Raw genomic sequence first — 17777 nt, forward strand, 5'->3', positions numbered from 1 at the left:
GGCTACGGCGTGGTGGCGATGGTGGCCGCGAGCTTGTCCAGGGCCTTCTCGGCGGCGTCCGGGGCCGGGGTGTTCGCCGTCAGGAACGCGAAGACGAGCAGCCGCCCGGAGGGGTCGACGACCGTACCGGCCAGCGAGTTCACCCCGGTGAGCGTGCCGGTCTTGGCCCGCAGCAGCCCCGCCGCGGGTGAGGCGCCGGCGTTGCGGGCCCGCAGGGTGCCGCTGAACCCGGCCACCGGCAGCCCGGTGAGAACGGGGCGCAGCGCGGGGCGGGCCGGGTCGGCGGCCTTGGTCAGCAGGGCGGTGAGCAGCCCGGCGCTGACCTTGTCGGCCCGGTTCAGCCCGCTGCCGTCGGCGAAGCGGGCACCGCTCAGGTCGACCCCGAGGCCGGCGAGCCGCTCGGTGACGGCCTGCTCGCCGCCCTCGAAGCTCGCGGGCTTCGAGGCAGCGAGCGCGGTCTGGCGGGCCAGCGCCTCCGCGATGTCGTTGTCGCTGTTGGTCAGCATCCGCTCGACGAGGGCGCCCAGCGGGGTGGAGAGGGTGACGGCCAGCGGCGCGGCGCCCGCCGGGGCCTTGGCCGGGGCGGGGTCGCCGGTGACCTTGATCCCGCGCTCGCGCAGCAGGTCGGCGAAGGCGCCGGCGGCGTCCTTGGCGGGGTCGTCGGTGCGCCCCACCGGGCCGGAGAAGGATTCGTCGGAGCGCCCCTCGTCGGCCATCAGGGCGCTGACGGGCGCGATGTTGTCGTTGGCGCCGATCGGGTGACGGGCGGGGCCGCTGAAGAGCGTGGCGTCGTACCCGAGGGTGACCGTGTCGGTGTTGGCGGAGCGCAGCGCCTGGGCGGTGTCGGCGGCGAGGGCGACGAGGCTGCCGCCGGGACCCGCCGGGTTCTTCTTGCGGGCGCTGAGCGAGGGGTCGCCGCCGCCGACGAGGACGATCCGACCGCCCTGGTCGGGGACGACGGTGGTGCGGATGCGGTGCTCGGGGCCGAGGGCGGCGAGCGCCGCCGTGGCGGTGGCGATCTTGATCGTGGAGGCGGGGGTCAGCGCCTCGCGCGAGCCGCTGTCGAAGAGCACCCGGCCGGTGGCCGCCTCGACCACCGAGGCGCCGCGGACCGTGCCGAGCGCGGAATCGGCCAGCAGCGGCCGCAGCGCGGCGGCGAGGGCGTCGCTGTTCCCGGCCGGGGCGACCGGGGCGGATCGGGGGGCGTTCAACGGCGCCAGGACGCCCGGGGCGCTCGGCGCGGCGAGCGGAGTGACATATTCCTCGTGATCTCCGCCACCCGTACGGCCCCAGGAGGCGGCTGCGACCCGCTCGGCCTTACGCTGGCCGGAGTCCCACGGACCGGCCGCGACCACCGCACCGGCCGACAGGGCCAGGCCCGCGAGGGCCGAACCGGCGATGAGCTGCCATGTCTTGATCAATGGCACCTCGACCAGCCCCTTTCGCGATCACACGTATGCGTGAGGGACACTTAACCACTGAGTCTTGCCGCGAGCATGGCACCCCACCCGCAGGGCTGGGCCGGACGCGCACGCGGATCACAGCAGTCTCGAAGCAATGCAGCTGATCATGGAGGAGCAGGACGTGGAGTTCGACGTCACCATCGAGATCCCCAAGGGTTCGCGGAACAAGTACGAAGTGGACCACGAGACCGGCCGGATCCGCCTGGACCGTCGCCTCTTCACGTCCACCAGCTACCCGGCCGACTACGGCTTCGTCGAGAACACCCTCGGCGAGGACGGCGACCCGCTGGACGCGCTCGTCATCCTCGACGAGCCGACCTTCCCGGGCTGCCTGATCAAGTGCCGCGCGATCGGCATGTTCAACATGACGGACGAGGCGGGCGGCGACGCCAAGCTGCTGTGCGTCCCGGCGTCGGACCCGCGCGTGGAGCACCTGCGCGACATCCACCACGTCTCCGAGTTCGACCGCCTGGAGATCCAGCACTTCTTCGAGGTCTACAAGGACCTGGAGCCCGGCAAGTCCGTCGAGGGCGCGAACTGGGTCGGCCGCACCGAGGCCGAGGCCGAGATCGAGGCCTCGTACAAGCGCCTGCAGGCGCAGGGCGACCACCACTGAGTGGATCCCCGCTGATCTCCGCCCGTCGGCGTATCCCGGGCCGCCACGGACGAAACGATTCCGCATAATTGGATCACCGGTTGGGGATCCGGCCCAGGGACACAGGAGCGCGCGTGGCTGCAGAGGCCGATTCAGAGGACCGCGACCGGCGCAAGCCCGCCTCGGACGAGGCGCGCAGCGCCTTCAGCCAGCCCACCGGGGTCGTCGACCCCGGGGTCTTCGAGGACGAGCAGCCCACCTCCGAATTCGCCGCCCCCGAGGGCACCGCCGCCGTACCGGCCGAACCCGAGGGCTCCGCCTTCGCCCTGCCCGCCACCTACAGCGGCCGGCACTCCCCGCCCGCCTACACCCCCGGCCAGGGGTACCCGGTCTCCCGGATGAAGGAATCCCCCTGGCAGGACCGGATGCGCACGATGCTGCGCATGCCCGTGGGGGACCGCCCCGTCCCCGAGGCCGTACAGCGCGTGAGCGAGGACTCCGGGCCCGCCGTCGGCCGCGTGCTCGACCTCACCCTGCGCATCGGCGAGCTGCTGCTCGCGGGCGGCGAGGGCGCCGAGGACGTCGAGGCCGCGATGTTCGCCGTGGCCCGCTCCTACGGGCTGGACCGCTGCGAGCCCACCGTCACCTTCACCATGCTCTCGATCACCCACCAGCCCTCACTGGTGGACCACCCCGTCTCGGCGAGCCGGACCGTACGCCGCCGCGGCACCGACTACACCCGGCTGGCGGCCGTCTTCCGGCTCGTCGACGACATCAGCGCGCACGAGATGGAGGTCTCCCTGGAGGAGGCCTACCGGCGCCTCGCCGAGATCCGGCGCAACCGCCACCCGTACCCCGGCTGGGTGCTCACCCTGGCCGCCGGGCTGCTCGCCGGGGCCGCCTCCACGCTCGTCGGCGGTGGCGTCGTGGTCTTCTTCGCGGCCGCGATCGGGGCCGTGCTCGGCGACCGGCTGGCCTGGCTGTGCGCCGGGCGCGGGCTGCCGGAGTTCTACCAGTTCGTGGTGGCCGGGATGCCGCCCGCCGCGCTCGGGGTGGCCCTCAAGCTGGCCGAGATCGACGTGCGCGCCTCCGCGGTCATCACCGGCGGGCTCTTCGCGCTGCTGCCCGGACGCGCCCTGGTGGCGGCCGTGCAGGACGGCCTGACCGGCTACTACATCACCGCCTCGGCCCGCCTGCTGGAGGTCATGTACCTCTTCATCGGGATCATCATGGGCGTGCTGGTGGTGATCTACCTGGGCCTCCAGTGGGGCGCAAAGCCCAACCCGGAGGAGGCCCTCCAGATCAGCCAGCGGCCGGTCATCCAGATCATCGCCTCGATGGTGCTGGTCTTCACCTTCGCGATCCTGCTCCAGCAGGAACGCTCCACCGTGCTGATCGTGACCCTGAACGGCGGGGTCGCCTGGGTGACCTACGGCGCCCTGCACTACGCGGGCGGCCTGCCCCCCGTCCCCTCCACCGCGATCGCGGCCGGCCTGGTGGGCCTGTTCGGGCAGCTCTTCTCCCGCTACCGCTTCGCCTCCGCCCTGCCCTTCGTGACCGCGGCCATCGGGCCGCTGCTGCCGGGCTCGGCGACGTACTACGGGCTGCTCCTGATCGCCGAGAACCGGCTCAGCATGGGCTTCGCCTCGCTGACCAACGCCGCCGCGATCGCCTTCGCCATCGCCATCGGGGTCAACCTGGGCTCGGAGGCCTCGCGGCTCTTCATGCGGATCCCGGGCTCCGCGAGCGCCGCCAAGCGCCGCGCGGCCAAGCGCACCCGCGGATTCTGACCCGACCGACCGCCGTACGCGCACCCGCCCGGGTACGCCGACGCCCCGGGGCACGAGGTGCTCCCGGGGCGTCGATGTCCGCGCGCAGGGCCGTCAGCGCTTGGCGTGCCGCCCGCGCTGCCCCGGTGCGGGCGGGAAGCCGTCCTGGCCGCCGGCGCCGGGCTCGGCGGCGGCGGTCGGGTTCGCCTTCTTCTCCTTGCGGGACTTCATGACCTCGAAGATCACCGGGATGACGGAGATCAGGACGATGCCGATGAAGATCGGCTCGACGTTGTTCTTGATGAACTCGAACTGGCCGAGCTGGTAGCCCAGGATCGTGACCCCCGCGCCCCACAGCACGCCGCCGATGACGTTGAACATCAAGAAGGTGCGGTACTTCATCGCGGTCGCGCCCGCGACCATCGGCGCGAAGGTGCGGATGATCGGCACGAAGCGGGCGAGCACGATGGCCTTGGGGCCGTGCTTGACCATGAAGTCCTGCGCCGAGTCGAGGTTCTCGCGCTTGAAGAGCCTCGAATTGGGCTTGTTGAAGAGCTTCGGCCCGAAGACCTTGCCGATCATGTAACCGACCTGGTCACCGAGGATCGCGGCGGCCACGATCAGCGTGCAGACCAGCCACAGCGGCTCCTCGATCGTGCCGGCCGCGACGAACAGGCCGGCCGTGAAGAGCAGCGAGTCGCCCGGCAGGAACGCGAAGAGACCCGATTCCGCGAAGACGATGACCAAGATGCCGATCAGGCCGAATTGCCCGATCAGGTACTCCGGAGAGATCCACTCAGGGCCGAGTGCGAGCATGTTCACGAGTTCCGGAGTCTCCTGGATCGGGGGGATGCGGGCAGGACCTGCGCCGGGTGGGAACACATGGCGGTGGTTTCAAGTATGAACGCACACGGCCCCCACCGGGTTCCAGGCCCCGGCGGGGGCTCACGGGTGCGCTCGGCCGCCTACGCCCGGCGCACCGCGTTCGCCGTGATCGCGTCGCGCAGGTACACCGCCAGGCCCGGGCGGACCTTGTCGTAGTACGCCGTGAACCGCTCGTCCGCGACGTACATCTCGCCCAGCGAGGTGTGCATCTCGTACGAGCAGGCGTAGCAGTTCCCGTCGATCCAGCCGCGGTGCTCCTCGGCCAGGTCCATGGCGCCGACCGACTCCGCGGACGCGCCCGTGTCCATCAGCGCGGCGAGGCGCCGGTTGATGTCGTCGGACTCGCCCATGATCCGCTGCCAGTCCTCCTTCGTGGCCGCCGCGACCCGGCGCCGCGACTCGGCGTAGGCGTCGGTGGCGCCCCAGCGCCGCTCGGCCTCCGCGGCGTACCGGTCGGGATCGTGGTCCCCGAAGACCTCGAACTTCTCCTCGGGGGTCAAGTCGATGCTCATCGTGCGTGCCTCCATCGCGCGCTCCACGGCCGCCGCCATCCGCTGGAGGGCCCCGATCCGGTCCGCCAGGAGCGCGTGCTGCCTGCGCAGGTGCTCCTGGGGATCGGTCCGCGGGTCGTCCAGCAGCGCGGCCACCTCGTCGAGCGGAAAGCCGAGCTCCCGGTAGAACAGGATCCGCTGCAACCGGTCGAGGTCACCGTCGTCGTAGCGCCGGTGCCCCGCACTGCTGCGGCCGCTCGGGGAGAGCAGCCCGATCTCGTCGTAGTGGTGCAGCGTCCGCACCGTGGTCCTCGCGAAACCGGCGACCTGTCCCACGGAATAGCCCATCGCCTCCGCCCCTCCTCTTCTCGGGTACGGGCCCCACTGTGCTGCCTCACGTCGCGTGAGGTGCAAGCGCGGGCCGCGGGGGCGGCGGGGGTGTTCAGCGGTGCTCGGGGTTGGGGAAGTCGAAGCGGCAGCCCGCGTCCCACTGCGAGCGCTGGTTGCCGTGCGCCGGGATCCCGCCGGAGCGCCGGAGCAGGGCGGCCAGGTGCATCAGGTTCCAGGACATGAAGGCGGTGTTGCGGTTGGTGAAGTCGTTCTCGGGGCCGCCGGAGCCCGGATCCATGTAGGAGGGCCCGGGACCGGCCTCGCCGATCCAGCCCGCGTCCGCCTGCGGCGGGACCGTGTAGCCCAGGTGCTGGAGGCTGTAGAGGACGTTCATCGCGCAGTGCTTGACCCCGTCCTCGTTGCCGGTGATCAGGCAGCCGCCCACCCGCCCGTAGTAGGCGTACTGGCCCTCCTCGTTCAGGACCGAGGAGCAGGCGTAGAGCCGCTCGATGACCCGCTTCATCACGGAGCTGTTGTCGCCGAGCCAGATCGGGCCCGCCAGGACGAGGATGTCCGCCGCCATGATCTGCGAATAGAGGACCGGCCAGTCGTCGCTCTCCCAGCCGTGCTCGGTCATGTCGGGCCAGACCCCGGTGGCGATGTCCCGGTCGACCGCGCGGATCAGCTCGGTGGTGACGCCGTTGGCCTCCATCACGGCCCGGCTCTTCTCGATCAGCCCGTCGGTGTTGCTGGGCTCGGGCGAGCGTTTGAGCGTGCAGTTGACGTAGACGGCACGCAGGTTCAGGTCGCGGTAATCGTGATCGTTCGTCGGCACGCGTCCAGCCTGACCGCGCGCCCCCGCCCGCGCGAGCGCGGTGGCCCGTCCGGGCTCAGGCCGCCCCCACCGGTGCGAGCAGCGCGTCCGCGACCGCGGTACGGGCGTACAGCACCGAACGGCCGGCCCGGTGGGCGGTGACCAGCCCGGCGCCCCGCAGGGCCGTCAGGTGCTGCGAGACCGCGGGCGCGGACAGGGCGCACCGGGCGGCCAGGTCGGTCGTGGAGGCCGGGGTGTCGAGTTCGGCGAGCAGCAGCGCCCGCGAGCGGCCCAGCACCGCGGCGACCGCCTCCCCGGCGGCCCCCGGGGTACGGGGCTCCCACAGCGTGCCGATCCCGCGCGCCGGGTAGGCCAGTTGGGGCGGCTCCGGCACCACCGAGCGGGTCAGCACCCGCGGCCAGGCGAAGGCCGAGGGCACCAGCAGCATCCCCGCACCCGCGTGGTCCCGGGTCACCGAGCAGTGCCTGCGCACCAGGCGCAGCGTGCCCTCGTCCCACCGTACCGACTCGTGCAGCTCGTTGAGCACGTACGCGGAGCCGTACTCGGCCACCTGGCGCGCCCGGTGGAAGACGTCGGCCTCCAGCAGCTGGCGGATCCTGGCCCAGTAGGGCGCGATCGCCAGCTCCCAGTAGGTCTCGATCTCGGCCGCGACCTTCTCCAGCGCGGCCCCGGGCGCCTCCTCCAGCAGGCGCAGCCGGGCCGGCCCCGCGCCCGCGGGACCGGGGCGCTCGGCCCGCAGCCGGGCGAGGTCCGCCCGTACCCGCTCGGGGGCGGTGTCCCGGATCATCGCGAGCTCCGCGGCCAGCTCCGGGAAGGGACCGGCCGGGGTCGGGTTGAGGAAGTCCGCGAGGTAGCCGCGGGCCGGGACCAGCTCGGCCAGCCAACCGCGGTCCAGGCCCGCGCACCGAAGCCGGGGGCGCACCTGCTCGGCCCAGCGGCGGTGCGGCACGGGATCGGCCGCGCCGGCCAGCAGCCGGAAGCTGGTGACGACCTCCCACATCGGGGAGACCGCGAAGCGGGTCTGCGCCAGGTCCGCCGTCGAGAAGCTCAGTTCCGAGTCCACAGCCCCGCCTCCGTGTCCACAACCGTCCCCCGCCGTCCGGGGCCATCGGGCCACGTGCCCGGTGGATTCGGCCTGAGCTTAATCAATGCGGCGGTCGGGGGGCAGGGGCGCACGCTCCTCCCATGCCCTCCACCTTCCGCGGACTCCCGCCCACCGTCTGGACCCTCTTCGCCGGAACGATCGTCAACCGGCTCGGTCACCTGGTCACGCCCTTCCTCGTGTTCCTGCTGGCCGACCGCGGGGTGACGGGGTCCGGGACGGCCTACGTCCTCGGCGCGCTCGGCGCCGGCAACCTGCTCGGTCCGGTCCTCGGCGGCTTCCTCGCCGACCGGCTCGGCCGCCGGCCCACCATGCTGATCGGGCTGCTCGGCGCCGCGGCCGCGCAGGGCGCGCTGTTCCTGGCCCCGGGCGCCCTGACGATGGCCGCGGCGGCCCTGCTGCTGAGCGCCGCCTCGGCGACCGTCGGCCCCGCCGCCTACGCGCTGCTGGCCGACGCCGTGGACGCGGAACGCCGACAGCGGGCGTACGCCCTCTTCGGCTGGGGGGTCAACATCGGCACCGCCGTCGCCGGGGTACTGGGCGGGTTCCTCGCCGCCCACGGCTACTGGCTGCTCTTCGCGGTCGACGCCGGGACCCTGCTGGTCTACGCCGCGGTCGTGGCGACCCGGCTGCGCGAGCCGCGGCGCGCGCCGAAGACCGCGGACGCCGGGGCGGGGCTCGGCTACGGGGTGGTGCTGCGCGACCGGCTGCTGCTCGCCCTGCTCCCGCTCTTCGGGGTCCAGCTCTTCGTGTACTCGCTGACCGAGGTGGCGCTGCCGCTGGCCATGCGCGACAGCGGGCTCTCCCCCGCCGCCTACGGGGCGACGGCGGCCGTCAACGCGGTCCTGGTGGTCGCCCTGCAGCCCTTCGCCTCCGGCCTGCTCTCCCGGCTGCCCCGGCTGCCCGTCCAGGCGGCGGGCAGCGCGCTGATCGCCGTGGGCGTGGCGCTGACCGGGCTCGCCGACGGCATCGTCGGCTACACGGTGTCGGTGGCCGTCTGGTCGCTGGGCGAGGTGGTCGTGGCCGGGATCGCGGCCTCCGTCGTCGCCGACCTCGCCCCGGCGGACGCCCGCGGCCGCTACCAGGGCGCCTTCGGCTGGACCTGGGGCGTCGCCCGCTTCGCCGCCCTCACCCTGGGCGTCACCCTCTACGACGGCGCCGGGCCGGCCGCCCTGTGGCTGCTCGCCCTCACGGCCGGGCTGCTCACCGCGGCGACCACCCTGGCACTGCACCGCCGCGTCACGGCCCGCCTGTCCCACGACCTGGCCGCGTAGGGCCCGTACGGCAGTCCGCACCGGGCGGGAACGGCCCGGACCCCCGCAGCAGGTGCGGGGGTCCGGGCCGTTGCCGTGCGGGCGCCTACGCCTGGGCCTGGGCCTGGGCCACCAGCTCCCAGGCGGTCTTGCCGTCGAGGGACTCGCGGACGACGTCGGCGTGCCCCGCGTGCCGGGCGTGCTCCTCGATCAGGTGCAGGAGCAGCCAGCGCATCGAGACCCGGCCCTCCTTGGGGAACCAGGGCTGGTCCGGCAGCGGGAAGGTGTCGTCCAGGCTCGGCAGGTCGCGGACGAACTTCTCCAGCTCGACCACCACCGCGTCCCAGAACTCCAGGACGGCGGCCACCGATTCGTCGCCGACCAGGCGGAAACTGTCCGACCAGGTCTCCTGGGTGCGCTGCTTCTCGTTCGGCTGCTGCTGGGCCATCCGCAGCCAGCCCAGCTCGGTCTCGGACACGTGCTTGAGCAGCCCGGACAGGGAGAGCTCGCTCGCGCTGGGGCGGCTCGCGGCCTGCTCGTCCGTGAGTCCGAGGACCGATCGCCGCAGCCCGCCGCGCTGGGCCTCGATGAAGGACAGGAGCGCGCCGCGCTCGTCGCCGTGCGCTTCCGCGGGAACGTGGGTGACCATGCTGAACGACCGCCTCTTGTCTGTGGGGCTCTCCGACAAGGAACAATCTAGGGACCGACTAGGACAGTTGCTGTCCTAGAAGGGGAAGTGGGTCCGCCCGTGTTGGACCGAGATCCACTTCTGCGTGGTGAAGGCCTCCACCGTCGCCTCGCCGTTCAGCCGGCCCAGGCCCGAGGCCTTCTCGCCGCCGAAGGCGGCCAGCGGCTCGTCCCCGATGGTGGAGTCGTTCACGTGGATCATGCCCGTCTCGATCCGCTGGGCGAAGCGCACGCCGCGCTCGACGTCCCGCGTGTGGACCGCGCCGCTGAGGCCGTAGGGGGTCGCGTTGGCCAGCCGTACGCCCTCCTCCTCGCCGTCGAAGACGACCAGCAGGGCCACCGGACCGAAGATCTCCTGGGCCAGCAGCGGGGAGTCCTCGGGCAGGCCCGCCAGGACGGTGGGTTCGACCAGGTTGCCGCGCGTAGAACCGCGCACCAGCGCCTGCGCCCCCGAAGCGATGGCGCGGTCCACGAGCGCGGTGAGCGCGTCCGCCTGGAAGGAGTTGATCAGGGGACCGATGTGGGTCTCGGGGTCGTGCGGGTCGCCCGTGTTCAGGGAGCGCACCTTCGCGACGAACTTCTCGGTGAACTCGGGGGCGATCGAGCGGTCCACGAGGATCCGGTTCGCGGCCATGCAGACCTGGCCCTGGTAGACGAAGCGGCTGAAGACGGCCGCGTCCACCGCGTAGTCGAGATCGGCGTCGTCGAGGACGACCAGCGCGCTGTTGCCGCTCAGCTCCAGGACGGTCCGCTTGAAGTGGCGGGCGGCGACGGCGCCGACGTGCCGGCCGACCCGGTCGGAGCCCGCGAAGGAGATCACCTTGGGCACCGGGTGGGTGAGGATCGCGTCCCCTATTTCGGCGATGTCGGTGACGAGGACGTTCAGCAGCCCGGCGGGGAGTCCCGCCTCCTCGAAGATCTTCGCGATCACACCGCCGCCGACGACCGGGGCGTTCTGGTTCGGCTTGATCAGCACGGCGTTGCCGAGCGCCAGCGCGGGCGCGACCGACTTCATGGTGACCAGGAAGGGGAAGTTGAAGGGGCTGATGACGGCTATCACGCCGACGGGCAGCCGCTGGACCCTGTTCTCCTTGCCCGCCACCGGCGAGGGCAGGATGCGGCCCTCGGGGCGGACGGAGAGCTGGATGGCCTCCCGGATGAACTCCATGGCCAGGTGGATCTCGTACTCGGCCTTGGGCCGGGTGCCGCCCAGCTCGTCGATCATCGCTTCGACGATCTCCGGCTCGCGCTCCTCGGTGATCCGCAGGGCGCGTTCCAGGACGGCACGTCTGGAGTACGGGCTGGTCGCGGCCCATTCGGCCTGCGCGCGCTCGGCCGCCCGGTAGGCGCGGTCGACCTGTTCGACGGTGGCCACGGTGATGGCCGCGAGCTTCTCCCCGTTGTAGGGGTTCACGTCGATGATGTCCCACGAGCCCATACCGGCCAGCCACTCGCCGTCGATGTACTGATGGGCCAAGTCGCTGAATATGGACATGCCATCCCTTACTGCGAGCGCGCACCCTTGCGCTGCACCGGAGACTGATCAGTCGTCATAGTACGTGCGAATCAAGACAGTTGGAGCAGGCCCCGGAGAAGATCCCGAGTCTGGCGCGGGTCCGGGCAGTCACCCTGGAGCCGTTCCATGGCCCGGCTGTACTGACCCACTTCCTCTTCCTTGTCCAGGTAGAGGGCGCTGGTGAGCTGTTCCAGATAGACGATGTCCTGGAGATCTGACTCCGGGAAGCGGAGCAGCGTGAACGCGCCGCTCTCGCCCGCGTGCCCGCCGAAGGAGAAGGGCATGACCTGGAGCTGCACGTTCGGGCGCTGGGAGATCTCGATGAGGTGCTCCAGCTGACCCCGCATCACGTCCCGGTCGCCGTACGGACGACGCAGGGCCGCCTCGTCGAGGACGGCGTGGAAGACGGGGGCGTTCTCGGAGACCAGGACCTTCTGCCGCTCCAGGCGCAGCGCGACCCGCCGGTCGATCTCGGCCGCGGTGGCCGTGGGCATGCCGCGGCTGACGACGGCGTGGGCGTACGCCTCGGTCTGGAGCAGGCCGTGGACGAACTGGACCTCGTAGATGCGGATGAGGGAGGCGGCACCCTCCAGACCGACGTAGGTCTGGAACCATCCGGGCAGGACGTCGCCGTAACTGTGCCACCAGCCGGCCGCGTTGGCCTCGCGGACGAGCCCGAGGAGCGACTCCCGCTCGGTGCCGTCCATGACACCGTAGAGCGTGAGGAGGTCCTCGACGTCTCTTGCCTTGAAGCTCACCCTTCCCAACTCCAAGCGGCTGATCTTCGACTCGGACGCGCGGATCGAGTAGCCGGCCGCCTCACGGGTGATCCCACGGGATTCACGGAGCCGCCTGAGCTGCGAGCCCAGGAGAATACGGCGCACCACAGAACCGCTTGCTTCTGCGGTCACTAGTCCTGCCCTCCCCTTCGCCTTGGCCTGCGCGGGGCCCCCGTACCCCAGGGGCCGCAGTCTGCCACCAAAACGCATCCGCCCGTACTCGTTCTGTAACGGAATCCTGCGTCCCGGAAAAGAAGTCCGTAAGTATGCGTAGGAAGAAATGAGCAAGAACCATGACGGGACCGGACAGGTCCGGCGCGTGCACGTGCATCTGCCCTTGCATCTGACATCCGCATTCGGAAGCATGGTCCCCGCGCACCTGCGTGCTCTTCGCGCCGGCGCGAGACCCACCCCGCAGTTCTTTCTGGTCAGGGCCACCGCCCGGCCGCGAATCCCGGGAGTGCCTCGCATGGGGACGAATGGATCGACCGTGCTAGAGCCGTTACGGCAGGGGCTTCCCCCGGTCGACCCCACGGCTGTCTCCGGGTCCGCCTCCTGCGCTCTCCCCGCCCGGTACGAGGCGGTGCGCGGCGCCCGTTCGTTCACCCGCTCGACGCTGGCGGGGTGGGGACTGGACGATCGCTTCGACGATGTCTCCCTGGTCGTCTCCGAACTCGTCACCAACGCGCTGCGGCACGCGCTTCCCGAGGATTCCCACGGCTGTACGGGGTCGCGCGGGGAGCAGGACCCGCCGGTCCGCCTGCACTTGATGCGGTGGAGCACCCGGCTGGTGTGCGCGGTGCGCGATCCGAGCGAGGACCGGCCCGGGGGCTGTTTCTCACCGGAGCGGACGGAGGAGAACTTCGACGCCGAGTCGGGGCGCGGGCTGTTCCTCGTGGACTCCTACAGCGACAGCTGGGGCTGGCACCCGCTCGCGGGACGGCTCACCGGCAAGGTGGTCTGGGCCCTGTTCATGCTTCAGGACTGACGCGGCGACAGGGCTGCGGCGCCACCTCACCGGTGGGCGCGCACCCGTCGCCGACCAGCCGAATCCACACGACACTGGCCGGGAATGATCATTGCGATCGTTCCCGGCCAATGCACGTGCATGGCTCGATCAGCTGCCCTGTGCCTGCTGCCCGCGGCCCCGTGCCGTCAGGCGATGAGGTGGTCGAATTCCCCGTCCTTGACGCCCAGCAACAGCGCCTCTATCTCGGCCGGCGTGTAGACCAGCGCCGGTCCGTCCGGGTGACGTGAGTTCCGTACCGCCACATTGCCTCCCGGCAGCTTGGCGAACTCCACGCAAGACCCCTGCGAGTTGCTGTGCCTGCTCTTCTGCCACATCACCCCGACGAGTGCCGCGGCCGCCATCCCGTTGTACGCGTGGTCCACAGGAAGCCCCCGATAGTGCAGATGTCAACTGCACCGGATCATAGCTGTGTTCAGAAACAGCTGCATGGGCAGATGCACGTGCACGGGGCGTGGTCCTTTGATCACAGCCGGGCGGCCGGTTTCGCCCCGAGCGCCGCCGAGACCTCCTCCAGCGACTCCCACAGCAGCTCGGCGGCGTTGCGCAGCACCCCGGGCGGCGGTCCGTCCGGCCCGTCCAGGACGCCCCGGACCGCCTCCCACTCCGGGACCCGCCGCTCGCGCACCGCCCGGGCGCCCTCCTCGGTCGCCGTCCGCAGGGCGCGGGCGAGCGCCGCCGCACCCGGTACCGGGTCGCGGTCGCGGTCGGGGAGGTGCGCCTCCAGGAGCATCGCGTGCCGCCCCAGCGCCGCCAGCGCCTCGGCCGCGTCGTCGGCGGCCGACCGGGAGATCCCCCGGTGCCGCACCGGCTCCCCGGCGGCCCGCGCGAGGGCCTCCTGCCAGGCGATCCGGGCGTCCCGGGCGGCCAGCACCGCCTCGCGCACGTCCGCCCGCCGGGCGCCGGCCGGGTCGGCGTACTGCCCGAGCACGGCCGCCGCGTACCGCCCGCCGGCCTCGACCCAGTCGGCGAGCCGGGTGCGCAGCCGCGGGGTCTCCCACGCCGGGTAGAGCGCGTAGGCCACCATCGCGAGGAGCCCGCCGACGAGGGTGAGGGCGACCCGGTCGGGGACCGTCTGGTCCCAGCGCACCCCGCCCATGCCGAGCAGGAAGACGACGTACGCCGATACGAAGACCTGGGAGACGGCGTACCCGGTGCGCATCAGGACGTACATCAGGCAGGCGCTGACCACCGCCAGCAGCCCGGAGAGGTACATCCCGGGATGGGCGAGCTGGACGATGCCGGTGGCGCCCGCGACCCCGACGAGGGTGCCGCCGAAGCGGGCGACGGCGCGCGAGTAGGTCTGGCTGAAGTCGGGCCGCATCACCATGACGGCGGCCATCGGGGCCCAGTAGGCGTGCCCGAAGGGCAGCGCGTGCCCGATCAGGTAGCCCGCCGAGGTGACCGCGGTGACCCGCAGCCCGTGGCGCAGGACCGGCGATCCGGGCCGCAGCTCCGCCCGCACCGCCTTGGCCACCAGCGGGACCAGCCCCGGCAGGGTGGGGCGCAGCATCGATTCCGCGGGATCCGCCGTCCGCCCGGACCCCGGCTCGGCGGTCTCCAGTACGTCCGCCAGCAGGGCCGCGAGCCGGCGCGCGGCCCGCAGCGCCGCCCCGTCGAGCAGATCGGGCGTATCGGGCGAGTTGAGGACGGCCAGGTCGGGCGCGGGCAGCCGGACGGGCTCCCCCTGCCGGATGGCGCGCGCGGCAGCGTCCAGTACGGACCCGGCGGCGGCCAGCAGTTCCCGCACCCGGTCCCGGGCGGGCCCCTCGGCCGGAGCCCCCACCGCGGGGTCGGCGAGCGAGGCCAGCACGGGCCGGATCCGCTCGGCGAGCCCCCGCGCCCCGTGCAGTTCGGCGGGGCGGCTGCGGGCCTGGCGCCGGGTGACGATGGCGGCGGACCGGGCCGTCATCAGCGGTTCGGGGTCAAAGGGCGCGGCCGGGTCCTGGCGCAGCCGCCGCGCGTAGTCGCCCTCGGCGGCGAGCGCGTCCGCGAGGGCGTCGCGCTGGGCCCCCCAGCGGCGCACCGGGAACAGCACGATCAGCAGCGCCTGCACCACCCCGCCCGCGGCGATCAGCGTGGCGTGCCCGGCGGCCTGGGCCACCGAGGTCGGCAGGGTGACCGTCACCAGCATGATCGCCACGTTCCCGGAGGCGATCACCCCGGCGGTCGGCCCGGCCGCCCAGAGCATCCCGGAGGCGAAGGTCCACACCGCCAACAGGGCGAGGAAGGCCGGGGTGTGGGAGGAGCCGACGAGGTAACCGACGAAGGTGCTGACGGCGAGCGTCAGCCCGGAGGCGAGCGCGAGCACCGGACGCGGGCGCCAGCTGCGCTGGAAGGAGGCGACGGCGGCCATGAAGGCGCCGAAGGCGGAACTCGCGGCCGAACCGGGCCCCAGGAAGGCCAGGCTCAGCCCGACGACGAGGGCCAGCCCGATGCCGGCACGGACGGCGATGAGCGGCTCCAGCCGGGTCCGCTCGACCGTCAGTCCCGCTCGCGCGGTGTCCTTCAGGGCCCGGAGCCAGCTCATGCTGCGAGCGTAGCTTCTTTCAGGACTTCTTCAGATTTGTACGGACCCGATCGGTGGCGCTTCCATGAGGCGGTCCAAGGCCGTCCAACACCGGTCACCGCACGTCCGAAAGATGGGTACGCGCATGCTCAGGAACGCCATGGAACCCTGGCACCCGGTCGTCCTCCTGGTCGTCTGTCTCCTCGTGTTCGGTTCGAAGAAGCTCCCCGACATGGCCCGCTCGCTGGGCAAGTCCGCCCGGATCCTCAAGAGCGAGGCCAAGGCCATGCGGGCCGAGGACCAGGTCACCCCGGGAGCACCGGCCCACCCGGTCACCCCGGGCGAGGTCACCCCCCGCTGACGGCCGCCGACCGGCAGGCCGGCTACCGCCGCAGCGCCTGCCGGTCCGGTCGCCCCGCGTTCCCCACGTGGGCGCGGTCGGCCGCTTCGGTGCCGTCGGTCCACCCGGCCAGGTCGGTGGCCCCGCGCAGCCGGGTCGTCGTCGTCTTCGGGAACATCTCCTCGGCCCGGGAGCTGACGGCCACGTCACGGGCCACCAGGGCGGGCAGGTTGTCCGGCACCTCGGCCGCCGTGTGCTCGGCGGTCTCCGCGAGCCGCTGGCCCAACCTGCTCGCGTAGGCCAGCAGGAACGACTGCCGGAAGGTCTTGGTCCGCTTGCGCCCGCCGGCCCGCTGGCCGGCCTCGGCGCGCGTCATCGCCGCCGTCCCCTGCACGAGCAGCGAGGTGTAGAGGAGCTCCACCGACTCCAGATCGCCCTCGAACCCCACCACCGTCGAGAACTCGAAGGACGCGTTCCACACGGCCTGGCACCGGTTGGCCCGCGCGACCGCGTCCAACAGCACCGCCTTGGCCTCCTCGTACGGCGGCTCCACCCCGATCCGACAGGCCCCGGGCAGCTGCCCGTGCCCGCCACCGCGCACGGCCAGCAACGCCTCGTCGACGGTGTGCCGGGCCATCAGCTCCTGCGCCTTCGCGCTCAGCGCCTCCGCCTCCTCGGGGAAGGTCGTGGCCTCGGCCTTCGCCAACAGCGCCCGGATCCGCCCGAGCATCCGCGGCTCCATGTGCCCGGCCGCCTCCAGCTCCCCGGCGGGATCCCCGGGCAGCGGCCCGACCGGCTCGATCGACGGCAGCCGGACCAGCACCCGCAGCACTTCCAGCACCGCGGTGGCCAGCGAGAACCGGTCGCACTTCTCCCGTACGACCACCCGCTCCGCGTACCCGGAGTCCGCGCCCCACCACGCCTCGGCGGCGCCCCACCGCGCGGGCAGCCGGGCGTAGCGCCGCGCCTCCCCGGCGATCAGGTCCTCGACGAGCCGCACGTGCCGCTCGTCCAGGTCCCGGCGCACCAGCCGCACCACGTCGGTGGGCTGCCAACCGCGCTCCCAGGCCTGGCGCACGAGCCCCTCGCCGCGCGCCAACAACTCCTGCCCCACCTCGCCCCACACACCGGCGGCGAGCAACGACGCACCGGTGTCGAGCCCGGTGTCGTCCTGGGCGTAGAGGGCGGCGGCAAAGGCACGGTCGACAACATGTTTCACACCAACAGCTTGGCACGCCCCTGCCGAGTGCCCCCGGCCCCGTCGCTTCGTTGACCAGTCCATGCTCTTACTCACCGGCGCCTCGGGCGCCCTGGGCTCCCTCATCGCCCAGAAGCTGGCGCACCACCCCCGAACCCTGATCGGCACCCGGACCCCGACCGCGAACCAGCGCGAGATCGACCTGGACGTCCCCCGCACCCTCGACTTCGCCTCGGTCGAGACCCTCCTGCTGATCTCGGCGGGCTACGGCGAGGACGACACGGTCATCGCCCGCCACGAGGCGGCGATCGGCGCGGCCGAACGCGCGGGGGTGCGCCACATCGTCTACACGAGCCTGACGGCGCAGGGCGACCACCTCCCCTACGCCCTCGCCCACCGCTGGACCGAACGCCGCCTGCGCGACTCCCCCCTCGACGCGACCGTCCTGCGAAACGGCCTGTACGCCGAACTCCTGGCCGCCCTCGCCGCCCCCGGCCCCGACGGCCGGATCACCGCCCCGCTGGGCACCGGCACCGTCGCCGCCGTGGCCCGCGAGGACCTGGCCGACGTGGCCGTACGGGTCGCCCTCGACCCCGGGGCGCACGCGGGCCGGACCTACGAGCTGGTCGGCGCCCGCTCGATCGGCGGCGCCGACCTGGCCGCCGCGACGGGCACGACCTACGCCCCCTCCACCCTGGCCGCCGCCCGCACCGCCCTCTCCGGCCCCGGCTCGGTCCCCTTCCAGGTCCCGATGCTGATCGGCACCTACTCCGCCATCGCGGCGGACTTCCTCTCCGCCCCCGACCAGGGCCCCCTCCACACCCTCCTCCCCACCCCACCCCGCGACGCCCTGAAAACCTACGCGGCCACCACCTGACCCCGAACGGGAGCGGTCGGGGCGGGCGGGCCGGTGGCCCACACGAGTGTCTCCTCGGCTCGCAGCAGCGGCCCCGCCGGACACTCCCGGCCGCGACCCGCCGGTCAGGGTGGCGGCGCGG

The 17777-nt window shown here is 72.7% G+C and carries 16 protein-coding genes and 1 pseudogene; 6 read left to right on the forward strand and 11 right to left on the reverse strand.

Going from position 1 to position 17777, the window contains the following annotated elements; genetic code table 11:
* Window positions 1-2: 2 nt before the first annotated feature.
* Window positions 3-1427, reverse strand: coding sequence for a D-alanyl-D-alanine carboxypeptidase/D-alanyl-D-alanine-endopeptidase (gene dacB, locus ACIBEA_RS26395; RefSeq protein WP_399264968.1), 1425 nt, complete (start codon window positions 1425-1427; stop codon window positions 3-5).
* A gap of 157 nt (window positions 1428-1584) precedes the next feature.
* On the opposite strand from dacB, the gene ACIBEA_RS26400 reads away from it, so the two are divergent.
* Together ACIBEA_RS26400 and ACIBEA_RS26405 are read left to right on the forward strand one after the other, a co-directional pair.
* Entirely contained in the window at window positions 1585-2079 is a 495-nt protein-coding gene (locus ACIBEA_RS26400) for an inorganic diphosphatase (protein ID WP_330335078.1), read from the forward strand.
* A gap of 113 nt (window positions 2080-2192) precedes the next feature.
* On the forward strand, window positions 2193-3848 hold the full coding sequence (locus ACIBEA_RS26405) for a threonine/serine exporter ThrE family protein (protein WP_399264970.1): 1656 nt from the start codon (window positions 2193-2195) through the stop codon (window positions 3846-3848).
* 123 nt (window positions 3849-3971) lie between these two features.
* Here ACIBEA_RS26405 and ACIBEA_RS26410 read toward each other — a convergent pair.
* The 4 genes and pseudogenes from ACIBEA_RS26410 to ACIBEA_RS26425 all read right to left on the reverse strand — a co-directional run.
* A pseudogene (locus ACIBEA_RS26410) lies at window positions 3972-4649 on the reverse strand (DedA family protein); the annotation flags it as partial.
* Window positions 4650-4792: 143 nt separating this feature from the next.
* Window positions 4793-5551 carry a MerR family transcriptional regulator gene (locus ACIBEA_RS26415; RefSeq protein ID WP_399264972.1) on the reverse strand — a complete coding sequence of 253 codons (759 nt, stop codon included), beginning with the start codon at window positions 5549-5551 and terminating at the stop codon, window positions 4793-4795.
* Between the two features lie 94 nt (window positions 5552-5645).
* Window positions 5646-6368, reverse strand: a complete 723-nt coding sequence (locus ACIBEA_RS26420; RefSeq protein WP_399264974.1) for a flavodoxin family protein — start codon at window positions 6366-6368, stop codon at window positions 5646-5648.
* Window positions 6369-6423: 55 nt separating this feature from the next.
* A complete protein-coding gene (locus tag ACIBEA_RS26425) occupies window positions 6424-7431 on the reverse strand; it encodes a DUF5937 family protein (protein WP_399264976.1) in 1008 nt (335 codons plus the stop codon).
* Window positions 7432-7553: 122 nt separating this feature from the next.
* Between ACIBEA_RS26425 and ACIBEA_RS26430 the strand changes: the two genes are divergently transcribed.
* Window positions 7554-8744 (forward strand): MFS transporter, encoded by a 1191-nt coding sequence (locus tag ACIBEA_RS26430; RefSeq protein WP_399264978.1) that lies wholly within the window; start codon window positions 7554-7556, stop codon window positions 8742-8744.
* An 85-nt stretch (window positions 8745-8829) separates the two neighbouring features.
* Here the strand turns inward: ACIBEA_RS26430 and ACIBEA_RS26435 are convergent, their stop codons facing one another.
* From ACIBEA_RS26435 to ACIBEA_RS26445, 3 genes are all read right to left on the reverse strand, one after another.
* Entirely contained in the window at window positions 8830-9372 is a 543-nt protein-coding gene (locus ACIBEA_RS26435; protein ID WP_399264980.1) for a DinB family protein, read from the reverse strand.
* A 75-nt stretch (window positions 9373-9447) separates the two neighbouring features.
* Window positions 9448-10905 carry an aldehyde dehydrogenase family protein gene (locus ACIBEA_RS26440; protein ID WP_399264982.1) on the reverse strand — a complete coding sequence of 486 codons (1458 nt, stop codon included), beginning with the start codon at window positions 10903-10905 and terminating at the stop codon, window positions 9448-9450.
* 71 nt (window positions 10906-10976) lie between these two features.
* Window positions 10977-11888: a helix-turn-helix domain-containing protein gene (locus tag ACIBEA_RS26445; protein ID WP_399265211.1), complete on the reverse strand. Its 912-nt coding sequence runs from the start codon at window positions 11886-11888 to the stop codon at window positions 10977-10979.
* A gap of 286 nt (window positions 11889-12174) precedes the next feature.
* Here ACIBEA_RS26445 and ACIBEA_RS26450 point away from each other — a divergent pair, with 286 nt between their 5' ends.
* Complete coding sequence (locus ACIBEA_RS26450) at window positions 12175-12693, forward strand: ATP-binding protein (RefSeq protein WP_399264984.1); 519 nt, start codon at window positions 12175-12177, stop codon at window positions 12691-12693.
* Between the two features lie 167 nt (window positions 12694-12860).
* Here ACIBEA_RS26450 and ACIBEA_RS26455 read toward each other — a convergent pair whose 3' ends face one another.
* Both ACIBEA_RS26455 and ACIBEA_RS26460 read right to left on the reverse strand, forming a co-directional pair.
* A complete protein-coding gene (locus ACIBEA_RS26455) occupies window positions 12861-13097 on the reverse strand; it encodes a DUF397 domain-containing protein (protein ID WP_283461268.1) in 237 nt (78 codons plus the stop codon).
* A 101-nt stretch (window positions 13098-13198) separates the two neighbouring features.
* A complete protein-coding gene (locus ACIBEA_RS26460; RefSeq protein ID WP_399264986.1) occupies window positions 13199-15262 on the reverse strand; it encodes an FUSC family protein in 2064 nt (687 codons plus the stop codon).
* Window positions 15263-15386: 124 nt separating this feature from the next.
* Between ACIBEA_RS26460 and tatA the strand changes: the two genes are divergently transcribed.
* Window positions 15387-15602, forward strand: a complete 216-nt coding sequence (tatA, locus tag ACIBEA_RS26465) for a Sec-independent protein translocase subunit TatA (protein ID WP_399264988.1) — start codon at window positions 15387-15389, stop codon at window positions 15600-15602.
* A 22-nt stretch (window positions 15603-15624) separates the two neighbouring features.
* Here the strand turns inward: tatA and ACIBEA_RS26470 are convergent, their stop codons facing one another.
* Window positions 15625-16800 (reverse strand): DUF2786 domain-containing protein, encoded by a 1176-nt coding sequence (locus ACIBEA_RS26470; RefSeq protein WP_399264989.1) that lies wholly within the window; start codon window positions 16798-16800, stop codon window positions 15625-15627.
* A gap of 61 nt (window positions 16801-16861) precedes the next feature.
* Between ACIBEA_RS26470 and ACIBEA_RS26475 the strand changes: the two genes are divergently transcribed.
* Window positions 16862-17656 (forward strand): NAD(P)H-binding protein, encoded by a 795-nt coding sequence (locus ACIBEA_RS26475; protein ID WP_399264991.1) that lies wholly within the window; start codon window positions 16862-16864, stop codon window positions 17654-17656.
* Window positions 17657-17777: the final 121 nt, after the last annotated feature.

Source organism: Streptomyces sp. NPDC051555, from assembly GCF_044454405.1.
Lineage (GTDB): Bacteria > Actinomycetota > Actinomycetes > Streptomycetales > Streptomycetaceae > Streptomyces.